Genomic DNA, 16611 nt, shown 5'->3' on the forward strand with positions numbered 1-16611 from the left:
GCGCGCTGATGAGAGGGGCTGGTGGCACGCTGACCGGCTGTGCGGGCGTGGCGCTTACAGGTCGTGCAGGCGGCGTGCTTACGGGACGCGTGGGTGGCGCGCTGACCGGTGGGGTGGGCGTGGCGGCGACCGGGTGCGCGGGCGGCGCGCTGATCAGAGGTGCGGGTGGTGCGCTGATCGGCGGGGTGGGGGCGGCGCTGACCGGCCGTGCGGGCTGGGCGCTGACGGGCCGTGCGGGCGGCGCGCTGACGGAAGGTGCGGGTGGCGCGCTGATCGGTGGGGTGGGGGCGGCGTTGACCGGGCGCACCGGGGCCGGGGGAGCGCTGACGGGGTGCGTGGTGGCCGGCGGCGCGCTGACGACCGGCGGTGCGGCGGCCGGCCGGGCGGTCGCGGGTGGTGCGCTGACGGGCTGCTGTGCCCCGTCGTGCGGTGGCGCGCTGACCGGGGTAGCGGCGACCGGGCGCGCGCTGACCGGCGGTGAGCTGCCCATGGCTGGGGCGACCGGCGCGTTGACCGGAACGTCCGTCGATCGGGCGGCTTGGGGCGCCGCCTGACGATCCGCCTCCTCGCGCAGCAGCGGACCGATCTGCTGGACCTGGATGGTCGGCCGGTCCCAGCCGCGCGTCTGAGGGACCGCCGGCTGCGGTGACGCTGCGGCCACCGGTTCGGCGGAGGGCGGGGTTGACGGGACGGGTGGCTGCGCCTGCGGCTCGCCGCCGCCGGCTTTTACCGGACCCGGCGTACCGGTGGCCGGCCGGTGATCCGATGGCGACGCCAACGGCGTCGGCGCGGTGTCGGCGAAGCCAGGGGGCGTCGGAGTCCGGCTCGGCGCCTGGGGCGGGGGCACCACCGGAGCGGCGGTGACCGGGCGGTTCGACGGTTGCGTCGGCGGGGCGACCGGGGGCGTCGGCACCGCCGCCCGGGTCGGCGCGGGAGTCGGCGGCGTCGCCGGGGCAGGCCCGGGCGCCGGCGGCTGGTCAGGCGTGGCGGGGCCGGGACGTTCAGTCGGCGGGGCGGGGGCCTGGTGTGGCGCGGCCGGAGGCACGGCGGGTGCCTGTAGGTGCGGGGGCGCCCACGGCGACGTGACCGGGGTGACGGGGCCGACCTGCGCGGGTGGCCCGGATCGGGGTAGGGGAGGCGCGGGAGGCGCGGAAACCGCCGGTGGAGCGGACACCACGGGTGGGGCTGACACCACGGGTGGAGCCGGCACCACGGGCGGCGCGGGCACCACGGATGGATGCGGGGCCGGCCGGGTGGGCGGGTGCGGCGCGGGCGGGGCCGACCGGGGGGCCGGCACCTGGGGCGCCGGTGGCACGGACACCTGGCGGTGCGGCGCGGGTCCCTGCTGCGAGGGCGCGACCGGTGCCGGCGGCGCGGTTGATGCCTGCACCGACGGCGTCGCCCGTGGGGCCGGCGCCTGCGGCGGCGCGGACGCCTGCCGGGGCAGGGGCGGAACCGGGGGCGCCGGCGGCACGCTGCGCTGCGGGGTCGCCGGCGGCGTGGGCTGGGGCGGCCGTGGCGCGGTCGCCCCCTGCTGCGGCACCGCGATCGTGGGCGCGGACAACGCCGGGCTGGGCGCCCACGGGCTGTTCGGACCGGGGTGCCGGACGGCGGGCGGCGCCGGGTGTCGGGGCGGGACCGGCGCGGGCGGCAGGACCGGACCGGGCGTCGGTACCTGATGGGGCTGGGCGACGGGCGGGGGCGGCGTCGCCGTGGTGGGCGGTACCCCGCCGCCCAGGTACTGCCGGGCCGCTTGTACCGCGGGGTGGTGTTCGCCGAGCACGGCGGGCCCAGCGGTGACCACCCGGGTGTAGTTTCGGCGCGCTTCGTGCCGGTTGCCCAGTTCCTCGGCCACCGACGCCAGGTCGAACGAGATGGCCAGCATCAGCGGCTCGGCGCCGCTCCAGCGGCGCTCGCCCGCCGCGTACGCCTCCTCCAGCACCCGACGGGCGGCGGCCGGGTCGTCAGCCTCGCGGTGCATCCGCGCCAGCAGATGGGAGGTGCCCAGCACCTCCGGGTGGTCCTCGCCGTACGTGGGCCGGGCCGAGGCGATCGTGTCGGCCAGCAGCCGCCGGGCGGCGGGGAGGTCACCCGCGGAACGGAGGGCGAGCGCCCGCTGCTGGACCGCGACGAGGGGAGAGGGCTGCGACACGTGAGCAATGCTGCCGGTAGACGGTGCCCGGACGCTACCCGCCCGACAGGCCCCGTCCCCGTGCTGCCCGGGCCACCCCCGCTGACCTGGGCATTCGCGGCGTCGCCGAGTCGGCCGGGCGGCGATGTGCATGATCCAACTCGGCCGTGTACAGTAATGCCCCGTGCGGCCCACCAGGGCGGCTGACCGGTGGGAAGACCACCGACGCCGACAGGGTAGGCTGGACGAGCAGGTCCGGGTGGCGGAATGGCAGACGCGCTAGCTTGAGGTGCTAGTGCCCGTATAGGGCGTGGGGGTTCAAGTCCCCCCTCGGACACTCCCGCGTAGCATCCGTGCGACGTTGGACGTACAGGTGGTCAAGCATGCTTGACCACCTGTTTTCACTCTCTGTTACCACCCTTGGTGGCAGCCTCGTCGTTGGGCGAGGTGGGTCATGACAGACCGGCCGATCGATTCGGTGATCCCGGCGGTGGTTCCGTCAGGCGGGCTCAAGATCCGCGGCGACTCGCGTGCCGCGATGAAGCGACCGCCTCTGCCGCTGGCGCGACTGGCTCCTACTCGTGACAGCAGCATGGTGTATGGGCTGGCGACTCTTGATGTGCATGGCCGCGTCGCTGATCGGGCGGTGATGACCGCTCTCGGCTGGGCTCCTGGCCTCAGGCTGGGCATCAGGGAAAGCGGCGGCCTGATCATCGTCGACCCTGACCCGCGCGGGGTGTTCCGAGTGACGAAAGAGGGCCATGTGCGGTTGCCCGCAGTGGTCCGCCAGTGGTGCGGGCTGACGGCCGGCGATCGGGTGCTGCTGGCGGCCGATCCGAAGGCCAGACGTCTCGTGCTTCACCCGCCGGCCTCGCTCGACGCGGTGGTCGCGCGGGTGCAGGACGAGGCGTTCGCGGGTGGTGAGTCGTGAGCGGCGTGGCGGGCAAGGCCGAGCTGGAGGCCGCTCGGTTGTTGCTGTCGCGGATGGGCATCTCGCCAGCGGATCTGGTGGCGGCGACGTCGGACCGTCCGCCGGCTCCGACGTTCGCGGAGTATGTGCCGGTGGTTGCCGCTGCGGTGAGTGCTGGGACCCGGCGGGCGTACGGGTCGTACTGGAAGCGCGTGGTCAAGCAGTGGGGCCAGCGACGTATCGATGAGCCGACACCATCGGAGATCGAACGGCTGGCGGAGTACGTCAAGTCGCATGTGGTGGCCCGCCGTAACGCGCGGGGTGGGCGTAGCGCGGCGGAGCATCTGATCGCGTCGTTGCGGTGCCTGTACCGGCGGGCGGTCGCCGACGGGTTCCTGTTGGAGGCAGAGAACCCGGCGTTGAAGGTGGCGAAGCCGCGGCGGTTGCCGAGCACCCGGCGAGCGTTGGCGGATACCCGTTTGGCGGAGATCAGCGAGGTGGCAGCGTCCACGGGTGATGATCCAGCCTTAGACAGTCTGCTGCTGCGGCTGCACACCGAGACGGCGTGCCGCCGGGGTGGGGCGCTGGCCTTGCGCCCGGTCGACTTGGACCCGGACCAGTGTCTGATCCTGCTGCGGGAGAAGGGTGAGACGGTGCGCTGGCAGCCGGTGTCGCCCACACTCATGCGGTACCTGCGGCGCCATGCCGAGCAGCGGCACGCGACCGAGACGGGGCCGTTGTTCCGGTACCGCAGCGGCCAGCCGATCACCTACCGGCGGTACGACCACCTCTGGGTTCGTATCGGTGAACACCTGCCATGGGTGCACGCGCAGCAAATAAGCACCCACTGGTTACGCCACACCACGTTGACGTGGGTCGAGCGGAACTTCGGCTACGCCATCGCTCGCGCCTACGCCGGCCACACGGGTAGTGGTGGTGATGCCGGCACCACCGCGACCTACGTACGGGCAACCATCCACGAGGTAGCAGCCGCGCTGGCCGCACTCACTAGTGAGCCGCATCCGCTCGCGTGATATCGGTTCGAGGGGGTCCTGACCGTGAGGTTGGGACCCCACTCGGTGGCAAGCGCTGCGGCTGCCAGGGCCGAACACATCCCAGCGGCGTGATACGTACGGCTGGCGCGGACTGCACATTCACTTCGCCGGCCCCCCGCGACGCGGCCAGCGCCCAGATCCTGAATTGGGGGACGCCTGACCAGCCAGCCACCGACCATCGAGTTGTGGGGGCGAAGGCGGACATCCCGTGCATGGGCGGGCCGATCGACGGCCGGGGTTTGCTTGTGCCGCTCGACGAGGAAGGCGTGCCGCCCGAGGTGATCGATCAAACCTGGTTGTGAATCGAATACGGTGGCGAACTGCTCGACACCGACGTCGACGGCGTGTACTACTTGGAACCGGTCGCCGGCCGGGGACCGCCCTGGATATACATCTGGACTAGCGCACGCCGGAACCAGCGGAGTTGATCGGCCCCGCCACCGTGAACACCGAAGCGATCACGGGGATTTCTCCGCCTGTCGCTGTCATCATTCGGAGCGGCGAGACTGCCGCTGCTCGGCTCGCTGGTGACGCCCCGGGCTTCACCATGCTTATCCAGCGCTAGGTGAGCGCTGGTGCAGGCCGGGCAGGTTGGTGACCTGGGAAACAGGCCATACTGACCTGACTTCGACGGCTGAAAGTCGGCAGCGCGTTGCTGGGACGTGCTGCAGGATGGTTCGGCTTGGCAGCCACTGCCGTGACCCGTCGAGCGAGCCGAAGCCGACATCCGCCTCGGAGTCGGATGGGGCAGCGGTTTTACAGGTAGATCGATTGGAGGCGGTCACGCCGTGCGTATCCTCCGGGTTCGTTTCCAGCGCTTTCGCGGCTTCGCGGACATGGTCGTGCTTCCGGCTGAGCATGCAGTGGTGGTTGGCGAGCCACGAGCTGGCCGGAGTGACCTGATCACGGGGCTGCGGCGGGTGCTGGAGCCTCGGAGCACCAGCGCGAGGCCCGACCTACTGGATGTGCACCGGCCGTTTCCGCTGTCTGGTGAGGAAGGCGGCGAAGAGCTGACCGAGGTCGAGGTCACTCTGGTGGATCTTGATGCAGCGGTCGAGCAGGATCTTGAGGACCGGCTTGAGTTGATCGACCCAGCGACAGGACTGGTCGCGGACGAGGCCCAAGCCGATGCAGCGCTGATGGGGTTGCGGCTGCGCTACTGCCTCCGTTATGACCTTGAAAGCGAGACCGCCGAGCATTGGGTGGAGTATCCGAAGTCGGGAACGCGGGCGCCACGTGCAGAGCGGGAACTCGTCGCCGCGATCGTGCTCGACCGGCGCGCGCCGCTGCAACTACGGCCGGACGGTGTGTTCCGCCGCCTGGTGGCCGACGCCGATGAGGCCGATCTGCTGTCCGCGCTGGAAAGGCTGGGCAGTGACGTGGCTGCCGCGACTGAGCGTTTGGCCGGCAGCAGCGGGATCCGGAAGACCATTGAGGAGGTCCTGGATGCCGGCGCGGCGCGCCTGTTGCAGATGACCAGCGCCGCCCCCGCAGATGACATTGGGTTCGCCAGCGACGACGGGTCAGTCGGCGCGATGCTGCGGGCCATGCAGCCGACACTTGCGCTGGACGACGCCGGCGGTCTGCCACTGGCCGCGCACGGCTCGACCACTACGGGCGTGCTGGCAGCGGCTGAGGCAGTTGTGTCCGCCAGGGCTCCGGGCGCAATCGTGCTCGCCGACGACTTCGGGGACGATCTGGACGCAGCCTCCGCTGAGTACCTGGCATCCCGCCTACGGCGCAACAGCGGTCAGGTCTGGCTGTCCACGCGCCGTCCAGAGGTGGTGAGGGCCTTCACGGCGGAGGAGATGATCCGCCTGACGCGTAGCCATGGCCGGCGCCAAGCCCACCAGTTGGCCGCGACGACCGACCGCAAGGCGCGAGCGGCCCGTCGGCTGCTGCATCTGCTTCTGCTGCCCGCGATGACGGCCCGGACGGTAGCGCTGCTGGAGGGTCCGCATGACCTCGAGGGCTACACCGCCGTCGCCGAGCGGCGACTGCGGTCCGTGGATATCCCGCCGCCGGCGGCGTACGGGGTGCGGATGGTCGCCCCTGCCAACGGCGACGGCGGCAAGGATGAGTTGCCGAAGCTGGCGCGGTTGGCCGGCGAGCTCGGGTTCCAAGTGCGGGTGGTGCTCGACAATGACAAGCCCGGTTCGGATGTGGCCCTGATTGCCGAGCTGACAGGCCTGGCCGAGCACGTGATCCAGTTGCCGGAGCACAGCTCGGTTGAGCGGGCGCTGGTGCATGGTGTCGAATCAGCTCGGCTGCGCGACGCGTTCGAGTGGGTGGTGGCCGAGCACGGGCTGGCTGGCATCAACGTCAGCGCCATCGCCGACGGGGACCTGGAGGACAAGATCGTCAAGGCGCTCAAGAGCAAGGGCGGCCTCCACCAGCCCTTCGTTGAGGCGCTGCCGCGCGGCAAGACGCCGCCGCTGGCGAAGAAGGTCCTGGATACCCTGGCGCAGCCACCCGCTAGAACCGGCCTGGTCGAGATCGGGCTGCCGTGACGTACACGCCAGGTGATGAACAGCGAGAGGTTATCGACGCCGATGACCCAGTCCTGGTCGTGTGCGGCGGCGCCGGCACCGGCAAGACCACCACTGCGGCGGCTGCCGTCCGCGCCCACCTGGAGCGCGTCGATCGGGGCCAAGCTGCAAGGGCCGTGGGCCACAGGCGGGCCCGGCCGCCGGTCGCGCGGGCGCTGTTTCTGTCGTTCTCACGCTCGTCCGTGGCACAGATACTCGACCGCACCGCCGATGTGCTGGGCCCGTATCAGCCCCGGGTGGAGACCACCACGTTCCACGCCTTCGCCTGGCGGTTGATCACCCGGTGGGGCCCTGTGATCGGTCTGACCGGCCCGGAGATGCTCAGCGACACCGAGGCCAAGCTGTTCCGGTCCGACGGCGTGATCCGGTACCAGGACATGCTGCCGCGGGCCCTCGACCTGTGCGCTGTGCCGGCGGTCCGCGAACACCTGCGGGCACGATGGTCGATCATCGTCAGTGACGAGTTCCAGGACACCGACGACCAGCAGTTCGAGCTGTTGACCACGATTCGGGGCCAGGCTCGGCTGCTGCTGCTCGGCGATCCGAACCAGTGCATCTATAGCACCCTGCCCGGGGCGAAGGGAGTTGGCCCCGAACGCCTAGACGCGGCACTGGCCCTGCCCGGCGCCCGCCGCATCGATCTGCCGGACGTGTCACACCGGGACCCGAGCAACATCCTGCCCGCCGCAGCGGCGGCCATCCGTCGCCGGCAATTCGAGCACGAGGCGGTCACGGCCGCGCTGGACACCGGTCGGCTGCACATCCGCGCCGGCCTGCCTCCCGACCGGGAGGCCGACATCGTGGCCGAAGTCGTGCAACGCCTGAGCGAGGAGGGCAACACCGTCGGCCTGTTCAGCCACCATATCGACGCCACCACCGGTCTCTCCGACCAGCTCACCCAACGCGGTATTGACCACGAGATCATCGGCCTGCCCGAGTGCCTTACCGCCGCCCTCGACGCGCAGCACGCGATGGTCCGGTTCGCCGGCGGAGCCGCCGACTGGACCCTCGTGCAGCAGCGCCTCGCCGTGTTCGTCACCAGCTCCGTGCGCGGCAATCAGGTGCCGCAACTCGCGTGGATGCTGCTCGGCCATGGCACCCTGCCCGCCACGCTGGACCGGCGCCTGGCCCAACTGCGGAAATCCTTGCCCGCCGACGGCGTGACCGGTGCGGTGGCGCATGCTGCCGGCGCGCACGCCGGGCTGGGCCTGCCCCGCGGTGAACGCCACTGGCAACGAGCCACCCAGCTGCTGCGGCCAACGGTCACCCGGATCTTGCGACGCCACGCCGAGCCCGGCGACGCGCTTGAACGTCTCGACGCGGCCATCGGCGAGCAACGCACCGGCCTGCTCACCTACGCCACCAGCGAACCGACCGCCCCGGTGCAGCTTATGGGCCTGTACCAAACCAAGGGACGAGAAGCCGACGCCACCGTCGTCGTCTTGCGCAGCAGCGACTTCTATGGATACGAGCGCGACGAACCCTTCGAAACCGGCTCCCGGCTGCTCTACGTCGTCCTCACCCGCGCACGCCACAAGACCGTCGTGCTGCTTTTCGGCGACGACCCAAAACCACTCGTCGCCCCGCTCACGAAGCTGGCAGTCTGAACCAGGCGTTGGCCCTCTCGGACCGAAGGCTTTGATGCAGAAATAACGTCGAGGCCGTGGGGCTGTGGTGGGCGCATGAGCTTCCAAGATCGGCCCCCACGCACGAATCGCGAGGCTGTAGACCGGCCGTCGGCCCTAGAAGACGCCAGGGATTCCACGAGGATTGTCGGTGGTGGTTCCTATCCTCCGTTTCGTGAGCCTGACGTCGGTCATCGCTGATGATGATCACCCGTTGACTCGCTGGTTGGGCACCCGCCTTCGGCGCACATCCGCGGTTCGTGCGTCGTATGCCTCGGCGTTTCCTGTGCGGCGAGTGCAGCGGCCGGTGGCGGCGGGTCGGACCGTCGTGCGGTGGGATCTGCTGGGCGTGGCGGCGGATTTCCGCCTCCGCTGCGCGTTCGTGGCGCCGCAGGCGCCGCCGTCGGCCGTCACCGGCGTGGCCTTGGCGGGTGTGATCGGTGGGCCGGGGCCACGGCGCGTCGGTGAGGCGCTGATCGACGAGTACGTGGAGCACCTGCATACCTTCGGGCCGCACATCCGAGGGCGCCGCTGGCTGCTGAAGGGAGAGGCTGAGGCGCGCTTGGACCGGATGTGTTTCGCTCTGGCCTGGTTTGATCGGGTCTTCCGGGATGGCGCGATCGGCCCTGGGTCGCCTCTGGCTGGGATCGTGGGCGGTGGTGACTTGGACGCGTTGCTGGCGTGCGTTCCGGAGTACGTGGTTATGGACCTGCAGGTGCAGGTGAGGCTGGCCGAGCGTGCTCTCGGAGGGTTGCGGGATGCCGCGGAGGTGGCGGTCTGCTGGGCTGCGCCGACGTTCGCGGGCAGTGGAGACGTTGGTGGCGCTGATGCGGATCTGCTCGTCGGTAGGCGCCTGATGGAGATCAAGTCGGTTTCCCGACCAGATGTTCTTACAGATAGGGCGATCTGGCAGTTGGCGGGGTACGTGCTGCTCGACTACGACGACGAGTATCGCTTCGACGAAGTGGCGTTCTACATGTCGAGGGTCGGCTGGTTGGCGACCTGGAGGGTCGATGAGTTCTTCGGGTTACTGGGCGCGCGATCGTCGATGTACCAGTTGCGCGACGAATTCGCCCGGCTGTGCGCGTCCATGGGCGGCTCGCCCGCCAGTGGGACCGGTGTTTGACGGACACGGTGTGCGCCATGGCCGGCGCCCGAAGGTGAATCTTGTTGTGGCCGATCGCCAGGAGGGGGCGGAATCGAAGTGACAATGGGGGGTGGGCCCAACGCAAGCGTGCTTGATCGTCGTGCCCGGATCACCTCGGCCGCCTTGCGAGCGGCGTACGCCTGGTCGGTGCGGGACCGTGAGCCGCGGGCGTGCGATGAGGTCGCACGGATGACAGGTGTCGTGATGTTCGAGCTGGGCCCCGGCCGGGGTCCGGTGGCACCGCTTGACCTGGTGCGTTGCCTTCGCCGGCCGCTCGGCGCGCTGCTGCCTCCGATTCTGGACGGCGGCGATGACGGCCGTTACGGCGACGGCGTTGATGAGGTGGTGTTGCTCGACGACAGTGATGAGCTTGCCGACGCCGCGTACGAGATCGGATCCGACTACGTCCGTGAGGTGATTAGCGGGCTCGACCCGGGGCGGGACTGGCTGCCGTCGTGGTCGTGGATGCGGGCCAACGATGTCGAGAACGAGCTGTTCGCGAGGCTCGTCGCCACCGCGGACGAGGCCGCGTACCGCACGGCCCGGCAGTTCCTTGTGGAGTGTCCTGCCGGTCCGGAGCAACTGCTGGTGGAGGAGTGCAACCGGCGGCAGGCGCGCAGGGTGGCCCAATACGTGCCGGTGACCGACGGACAGTCGTACCGCTGCGGTGAACGCCGATGGTGGTGGCCCTGCCGGGTGTGCGGATGGCCGATGGACGTGCGGGGACAGATGGTCCGCTGCCGCTACCCCTACCACACGGCGACGTACCAGGTGACCGACCGGGGTAAGGGCGGTCCGGGGCTGATCGCCGTGGACCGACGACTGCCCGCCGGTGTGGGGCGCGGGCTACCGGAGCGGCACGACGTCGACGGTGCGATGCAGGTGCAGGAGCCGGTGTGGCGTTTCATCGTGGTTCCGGGGGCCACCGAGCTACGGCTGGCTCGACTGCTCACTGAGGCCGGGGCGACGGTCCAGTTGTATCCGAACTGCGACCGCTACGACCTCGACATCGTCGTGGGCGACCGTCGCTGGGACGTGGACCTGAAGGAACACGCGACCGTGGAAGGACTGCTGCGGCACATCCGGGAGAACCCGCCATCAGCGCGGCACATCGTGCTGCCCGACACCCACGCAGGCCAGGTCCACGCGGTGCGGGAGGCGTTGCCCAGGTACACGATCCTCACCGAAGGACAGCTGGTGAGCCAGATCAAGGGCGCGCTGCGGCGCCGGAAACGGAGTGCATCGTGACTCGCCGACGGCAGGACGAGGGTCTGGAGCAGAACAGTATGCTGCTGCTCCGCGCGGCGGTCGGGCTGGCCGCGGTGCACTTTCCGCTCAAGGCGGACGCGGGCACGGTCCTGGTATCCAGCCGGGACGTGGCGTTTTTGCTCGACGGGCACGTCGATGTGTGGCCCGTCTGGCGCACCTTGAGCGGCGATGACACGCAGCGGATCGTGCGGTTGCTGCGGCTGCGGCGGGCGGAGTACGCCGACGGCGAATGGGTGCGCCGGGCACTGCGACAGGGCCTGGATCAGGACGGCCTGCCCGCCTGCCGGTTGGCTGTCGATGCAGACGACGCGCTGACCGTGGCCTGCGCGCCGGGGATGCCGCTGCGGGACTTCGTCGATGAGGCACTGCGCGAGTTGGAGCGGCGTAGCACGGTCGGCCGGGGGAACGCCCCGGTGGCTGGCCCCGGCCGGTACCACACCACCGTCCGGGTCAAGGCCGGTAGTGGCGCGGCGCAGGTGGTGGACCAGCGGTACGTTCTGCCGGCCTACCCCTCCATGGCGGAACCGGCGGCTCCCGTCGTGCGCACCTCCCCGCCGGTAGACGAGATCCTGATTCCCGCGCACGAACTCATCGAGCTAGCTGGCAAGATCGACGCCGCTCGTGGTGGTGCCGGCTACCGCGCCCGCTACGTGACGAAGCTGTGCCAGCGACTTCGGACTGCCGACGGAGTCGTGTCAGTCGACGGGATCCTCGGTCTGCCCGCTGGCGAGACCCGGTTGCTCAACGCGCCGACCGGCATCGGCAAGAGCGTGATCATGGAAGTGGTCGCCTGCTGGATGGCTGCCCACGAGCTGGTCGTCACCATCGTGGTGCCGACCAATGCCGACGTTCTCAAGCTCGCCCGAGCCGTAGAACAGGACCTTGAGGCACTGGGCGTGGATGCCTCGGCTACCGCTTTGATGTCACCGTCGGCGGTGTTCGAGGCCGTCCGGAAGGTGGTCCGCACGCGGCCGGCCTGGGACCCACACGGCGAGTGGACGATGGACCGGCTGGGCTACGGGTGCGCGCTGGTTGCGGCTGCGGAGACCGAAGGATCAGTCGACGGTTGGACGCCTGGGGAGGAGCCGTGCACCAGCATGCAGCCAACTGGTGAGCAGACCGCGACCCGTCGGGCCTGTCCGTGGCGGACGACGTGTGGGAAGTTCCGCCTCGCCCGCGCCGCGGTCGACGCCTCGGTGATCGTGACCAGTCACGCCAACTTCCACAGCGGCCGGCTGCACCTTCCAGTCCGCGATGAGCATGGACTGACCGACCGGATGACCGTCGAGGAGCTGGTGTTCCGCCGCAGCCACCTGGTCGTGATAGACGAGATCGACGCCTTCCAAAACAACGTGGTGTCGCAGGCCGCCCGCGGGCTGGTCTTGGACCGTCGCGGCAGCACCCGCACCCCGCTGCATGAGCTGGAGGCCGAGTACGTGCGGGCGGCCGGCCGGATCAACCGGGAGGTCGAGTCCAGCGTCCGGGACATGGTGCACCACTCGAAGTTCCTGGCCTCGCTGTACACCGCCGCGTTGTACTTCGGCACTATCGGCGTCGAGGGCACCGCAGGAGCGGCGACCGGCCGGTATTGGCTGGTGCCCCGCCGCTGGGACGGCCTCCTTACCGCCCAGATGTACGGCCTGGCCGAGCACGAGCCGCTGACACCGGACATGGTCAGCGGGTTCAGGTCGCTGTTCCCAGGGGAGGAGCCCCCGCAGGCGGACGAGCCCGCCGAGTTCGCCGCGGTGCGAGAAATCCTGGCCACCGTGACCGAGGTCGGCAGTGGCGCGACCAGGCTGCAGGACAGCCGGGAACGCCTCGACGAGCTCTTGACCGAGCGCATCCGCGACGAGCAGGCCAGGGCAAAAGCCATCAACCGGCTGCTGCAACGGGCCATCTTGGACCGGCTGCGCCAGCACCTACGCCAGTTTGTCTTCGACGCCCCGCATCTGGCCGCCGCTGGTGTCCCAGCCGCCCGGGAGATCGCCGAGACGTTCGGCCCCTACAGCCGGTGGCGAGCGCTGCCCAACGGGCCGCTCGGCCGGCTGCTGTTCGCGTTCAGCCATCATGTCGACCCGACCGGGCGCCTGCCCATCCGGCTCAACGCGGCCGCGTTCGGCGGAGATCCGCACGTCTACACCACTTCCCTCGCCGACATCACCGCGCTGTGCAGAGCTGGGACGCGCCGGGCAGTGCTGGGACTGTCGGCCACGGCGTTCTTCCCGCAGGCGCCGCACCACCACGTCCACCTCGAACCACACTGGTGGGTCACCGACGACGATCCGCAAGGTGTCCAGATTCTGCCCGCCTACGTCAACGAGCAGATCGGCGACGAGCGTGCGCTGGTGCGGGTGTCGGGCACCGAGGGGGCGCGGCGGCAGGAGGCACTGCGCCGCCTCGCCGAGCTGCTGTGGCGCACCCGCCTGGAGCAGGAACTGCGACGCCTCGGGGATGAGGACCCGGACCGGCGCCTGGTGCTGCTGGCCACCACCTCCTACGACGGGGCGCGGGCGGCCGCGGAAGGTCTGGTCCGGGCCGGTGCCAACCCCCGCCGCATCTGCCTTGCGGTCCGCCCTCAGGACGCACCGGATATCGGCGACGATCGGCCCGATCAGGCCGGCTGGCGGGAATTGGCCGCCGACCGGCTCGAAGATGCTCCCGGCCTGGGCGTGGACGTCCTCATCGCCCCGCTGGCGAGGGTCCAGCGCGGCGTCAACATCATCGGCGCCGGCGACCGGTCTGCGCTGGGCTCGATCTGGCTGCTGGTACGCCCGGTGCCGATCATCGACGAGCCCACGGAGCTTGTCGCTCACGTCAACGCCCACCCGCTCGCCCCGGATGCCAACGACGACGTACTGCGCGACCTGGAGTGCCGGCCGGCGGACGTTCTCGATGCCCGTAAGCAGGCCGCCGGCCACTACTTCGAACAGATCGTCACCAGCTTGCCCTACTTCCGTACCATGCCCCGTGGAGTCCAGCTCTCTGTCACTGCAGAGATCATGAACGGCATCGTGCAGCTCGTCGGACGCGCCCGGCGCGGCGGCACGCCGGCCAGGATCTACCTCGCCGACGGCGCCATGCTGGACCCCGCCGGCGGGCCGACGTTCGGCACGCTCGTCCGCAGGCTACGCGACCACTGGGAGCAGACCGGCCAGCTACCCCGAATGCAGCAGCTATACGGCAGCACGCTGGCCGAGTTTTTCCGCTACGCCGACGACGAAGCCAAGCTTCTCGCCTGACGGAAAGGGAACGCCATGCTCGCCACCCTGGGATACCGCATCCCGGCCGAGCACGTCACCGACCTCCTCGGACAGGTCACCGTGTATCCGTGGGGCGACGACTTCGCGGGTGCCTGGCAGCGCCTGCCCCGCACGCCGCGCCGAGGCGGCGCACCCGCCACCCCGCCATACCGGCAACTGCTCACCGGACTGGCCGCCGTCCACGGCCAGCCGGTAAGCATCATCGACGGCTGGCAGCTGTCCGACGATGATCGCGCCGCCGGTATCAAGGGCATGATCCTCACCAGCGACGCGATCAATCCCTTCCGCCTGACCACGTGCCTGCGTACCTTTGAGCGGCAGCTCCGCAAGGGCGAGGACCTCAACACCCTCGCCCCGGCGCTGCCGTCGGCCGACACCACCCGGGCATTCCGCGACCACATCACCGTCGCCGAGTCCGGCACCGCCACCGCCCCCGGCTGGCTCTTCGACTCCGCCACCTGGGCGATCATGGCCCGGGTCGGCTCACGGAAGCTGGCCCTGGACGACAACGGGCCCTACCTCGCGCTACGCATGGACACCGACGGGTCACTGCTGGCGTGGGACGACCTTGTCAGCAACCAATGGGGTGCCGACTACACGGGCTACGCCATGCTGCGCGTCTCCGCCCGTATCATCACGCTACCCCGAGTACCGGACCTCGCCGTTGTCTTCGACGCCCACCTATCCAGGATCAACAATCAGTGGCGCGGATCCAAGAACGCCTGGATCGAGCGCGACAAGCCGGAACTGCCAGTCCTGCGGGTACCTGTCAAGAACGTGCCACCCAAGACGGATGGTGGCCGGTGGACCACAGAAGTCGCCAACCACGCCGCCGCGATCGCCCAGGCGTGCGGAATGGAGCGACTCGACCTCGACCAAGACCTCCCACCACGGCCCGGGCGCACCCGGCCACTGGTCCCCGGACCCCGAGTCCACCCCGTCGGCAAAGGCCCCGGAGCCCGACTCATGCTGCGTCTGGCTGAACACATTGCCAGGACCTGCCCCCACCTCGAACCGCTAGAGTGGGCCAAGGACAAACACACCAAGGTCAAGACGCCCCGACGCCAGGTCCTCACCGACCCCAAGGACAAGGGCACCGAGACCACCCTGCTGGTAACACCCGACATCATCACCGGCGCTGTCGCGGCTGCCGGATCCCACCGGCTCCGCCTGCTGTGCCTGTACGCGACGTCCGCAGCCCGTCATCGCATGGTCACGCAACTGGCCGCCATCGCTTCCGCAGCCGCAACAGCCCTCGACGATCAAGCCGTCGACGTGCATCCCGGCCTCGTCGTATCCTTTCATCGCGTCCCCGAACTGCTCGAACATGGCAACCGCGACCGCGTCGCACTGGCCAGCGACATCGAGGTGATCGCCAAACAGGAGACCGGCGCCGTCGTGGCATGGGTCGAGACCGAGTACGACCCGAAGACCGGCAAGGCCACCGACGACGCCAAGAACCCGGTACGCCGTCTCCTGTCCCGCCTCGACATCACCGCCCAGTTCCTCGCCACACCCCCACCACCAACAACCACTGACGCGCCCCGGCGCCAGCCCGTCAAGACCACGACTGCGACCACCGCCAAGGCCGACCATCCCGCGATGGCGGCAGCAGCTGACCTGCTGCTGCGTACCAGCGGCGTTCTGCACCCGGACCTGGCCCGCGATATTCTCCGGGATTTCCTTGATGGCACAGGCCATTCGTCAGTACACCTGGTCGGGCTCCACTCTCGCCTGCAGCACTCCGCCGTCGACGGCACGGCACCGAAGCTCGTGATCACCGCAACTGCCATCTACGCCCACCAGGACCCACACCGGTTCTGGCAGGTACGCATGTGGAGCGACACCGCCAACCGCTGGGTACCGCAACCTGCCGGCATCGCATATTTCCACGCCGGACCGATCGGCTCGGCCCAGCACGGCCGCCGCGGCGCCAAGGCCGTCCAGACCCGTCTCCACGTCGAGTCGATCCTCGATGCGCTACCTTCCGGCCCCGTAGTCATCATGATCGACGCGGCGGCGTTGAGGTCCATCTACCCCGGCCTGCAGAACCACCAGTTCGCCGTCGGCGCGCTGCCTGCGGTCAGCCTTACCGCTCAACGTGACGTCGCCATCGTCCGCTGCAACACGAGCCGCGAGGTGCCCCGACCGGTCCACCGCCGCGGCGGCCACCAGCCCGGTGACCCCCGCCAACCAGCCGCCCCCGACCGATACGTGTATCAGCTAGCTGGCAGCAACGTCTGGCTATTCCCCAAATCGTCGCGGATTTACCGCGCCAAAGGCGGCAGCATCGGAGCCCGATACACCCCGTGGACTCTTCCCGACAACCTCAGGCACCTGCTCAAGGATGACTGGCACGCTTACACCGGGACGGAGATCGCCGTTCCGCAGACCGGGATCTGGAGCGAGCGTTCCCTCGCCCTGCTCACCGCCCGCCTGTGCGACCACACCATCACCTGGGACGATCGCACCCTTGCGCCCATGCCGCTGCACCTGGCGATCCGCGCCGACCTCACACACCCCGACTACAGGACCGACGACGAGGAGCCGGACACATAGCGGAACCGGGTCACTACCCAGGGGATCCGCCGATCTGCGGTCCTCGGCGACGGCGCGGCGGGCTGGGTGCGCGATGAAAGTTGTTCGGCTCCAGCCAGGCATCCAG

At 70.0% G+C, this 16611-nt stretch carries 9 protein-coding genes, 1 tRNA gene and 1 pseudogene; 10 read left to right on the plus strand and 1 reads right to left on the minus strand.

Going from position 1 to position 16611, the window contains the following annotated elements; genetic code table 11:
* Positions 1-74 precede the first annotated feature (74 nt).
* A complete protein-coding gene (locus V6U88_RS18980; protein ID WP_334455013.1) occupies positions 75-554 on the plus strand; it encodes a hypothetical protein in 480 nt (159 codons plus the stop codon).
* A gap of 1376 nt (positions 555-1930) precedes the next feature.
* On the opposite strand, the pseudogene V6U88_RS18985 reads toward V6U88_RS18980, so the two are convergent.
* Positions 1931-2284: pseudogene (locus V6U88_RS18985) on the minus strand (tetratricopeptide repeat protein); the annotation flags it as partial.
* A 100-nt stretch (positions 2285-2384) separates the two neighbouring features.
* Here V6U88_RS18985 and V6U88_RS18990 point away from each other — a divergent pair.
* From V6U88_RS18990 to V6U88_RS19030, 9 genes are all read left to right on the plus strand, one after another.
* Positions 2385-2468: transfer RNA gene (locus V6U88_RS18990), tRNA-Leu, on the plus strand.
* Positions 2469-2585: 117 nt separating this feature from the next.
* A complete protein-coding gene (locus V6U88_RS18995; protein WP_334454784.1) occupies positions 2586-3062 on the plus strand; it encodes a hypothetical protein in 477 nt (158 codons plus the stop codon).
* Entirely contained in the window at positions 3059-4075 is a 1017-nt protein-coding gene (locus tag V6U88_RS19000; RefSeq protein ID WP_334454786.1) for a tyrosine-type recombinase/integrase, read from the plus strand. Before V6U88_RS18995 ends, V6U88_RS19000 begins: the two co-directional genes overlap by 4 nt.
* Positions 4076-4884: 809 nt before the next feature.
* On the plus strand, positions 4885-6606 hold the full coding sequence (locus tag V6U88_RS19005; protein ID WP_334454788.1) for a hypothetical protein: 1722 nt from the start codon (positions 4885-4887) through the stop codon (positions 6604-6606).
* Positions 6603-8252 (plus strand): UvrD-helicase domain-containing protein, encoded by a 1650-nt coding sequence (locus tag V6U88_RS19010; protein ID WP_334454789.1) that lies wholly within the window; start codon positions 6603-6605, stop codon positions 8250-8252. The genes V6U88_RS19005 and V6U88_RS19010 overlap by 4 nt, the downstream gene beginning before the upstream one ends.
* Before the next feature lie 193 nt (positions 8253-8445).
* Entirely contained in the window at positions 8446-9396 is a 951-nt protein-coding gene (locus V6U88_RS19015) for a hypothetical protein (RefSeq protein ID WP_334454790.1), read from the plus strand.
* A gap of 84 nt (positions 9397-9480) precedes the next feature.
* Positions 9481-10665 (plus strand): restriction endonuclease-related protein, encoded by a 1185-nt coding sequence (locus V6U88_RS19020; RefSeq protein WP_334455004.1) that lies wholly within the window; start codon positions 9481-9483, stop codon positions 10663-10665.
* Between the two features lie 38 nt (positions 10666-10703).
* Positions 10704-13925: a hypothetical protein gene (locus V6U88_RS19025; RefSeq protein WP_334454791.1), complete on the plus strand. Its 3222-nt coding sequence runs from the start codon at positions 10704-10706 to the stop codon at positions 13923-13925.
* A 15-nt stretch (positions 13926-13940) separates the two neighbouring features.
* Positions 13941-16505 (plus strand): RNaseH domain-containing protein, encoded by a 2565-nt coding sequence (locus V6U88_RS19030; protein WP_334454793.1) that lies wholly within the window; start codon positions 13941-13943, stop codon positions 16503-16505.
* Positions 16506-16611: the final 106 nt, after the last annotated feature.

The organism is Micromonospora sp. CPCC 205739, assembly GCF_036906795.1.
In the GTDB taxonomy this organism is placed as follows: domain Bacteria; phylum Actinomycetota; class Actinomycetes; order Mycobacteriales; family Micromonosporaceae; genus Micromonospora.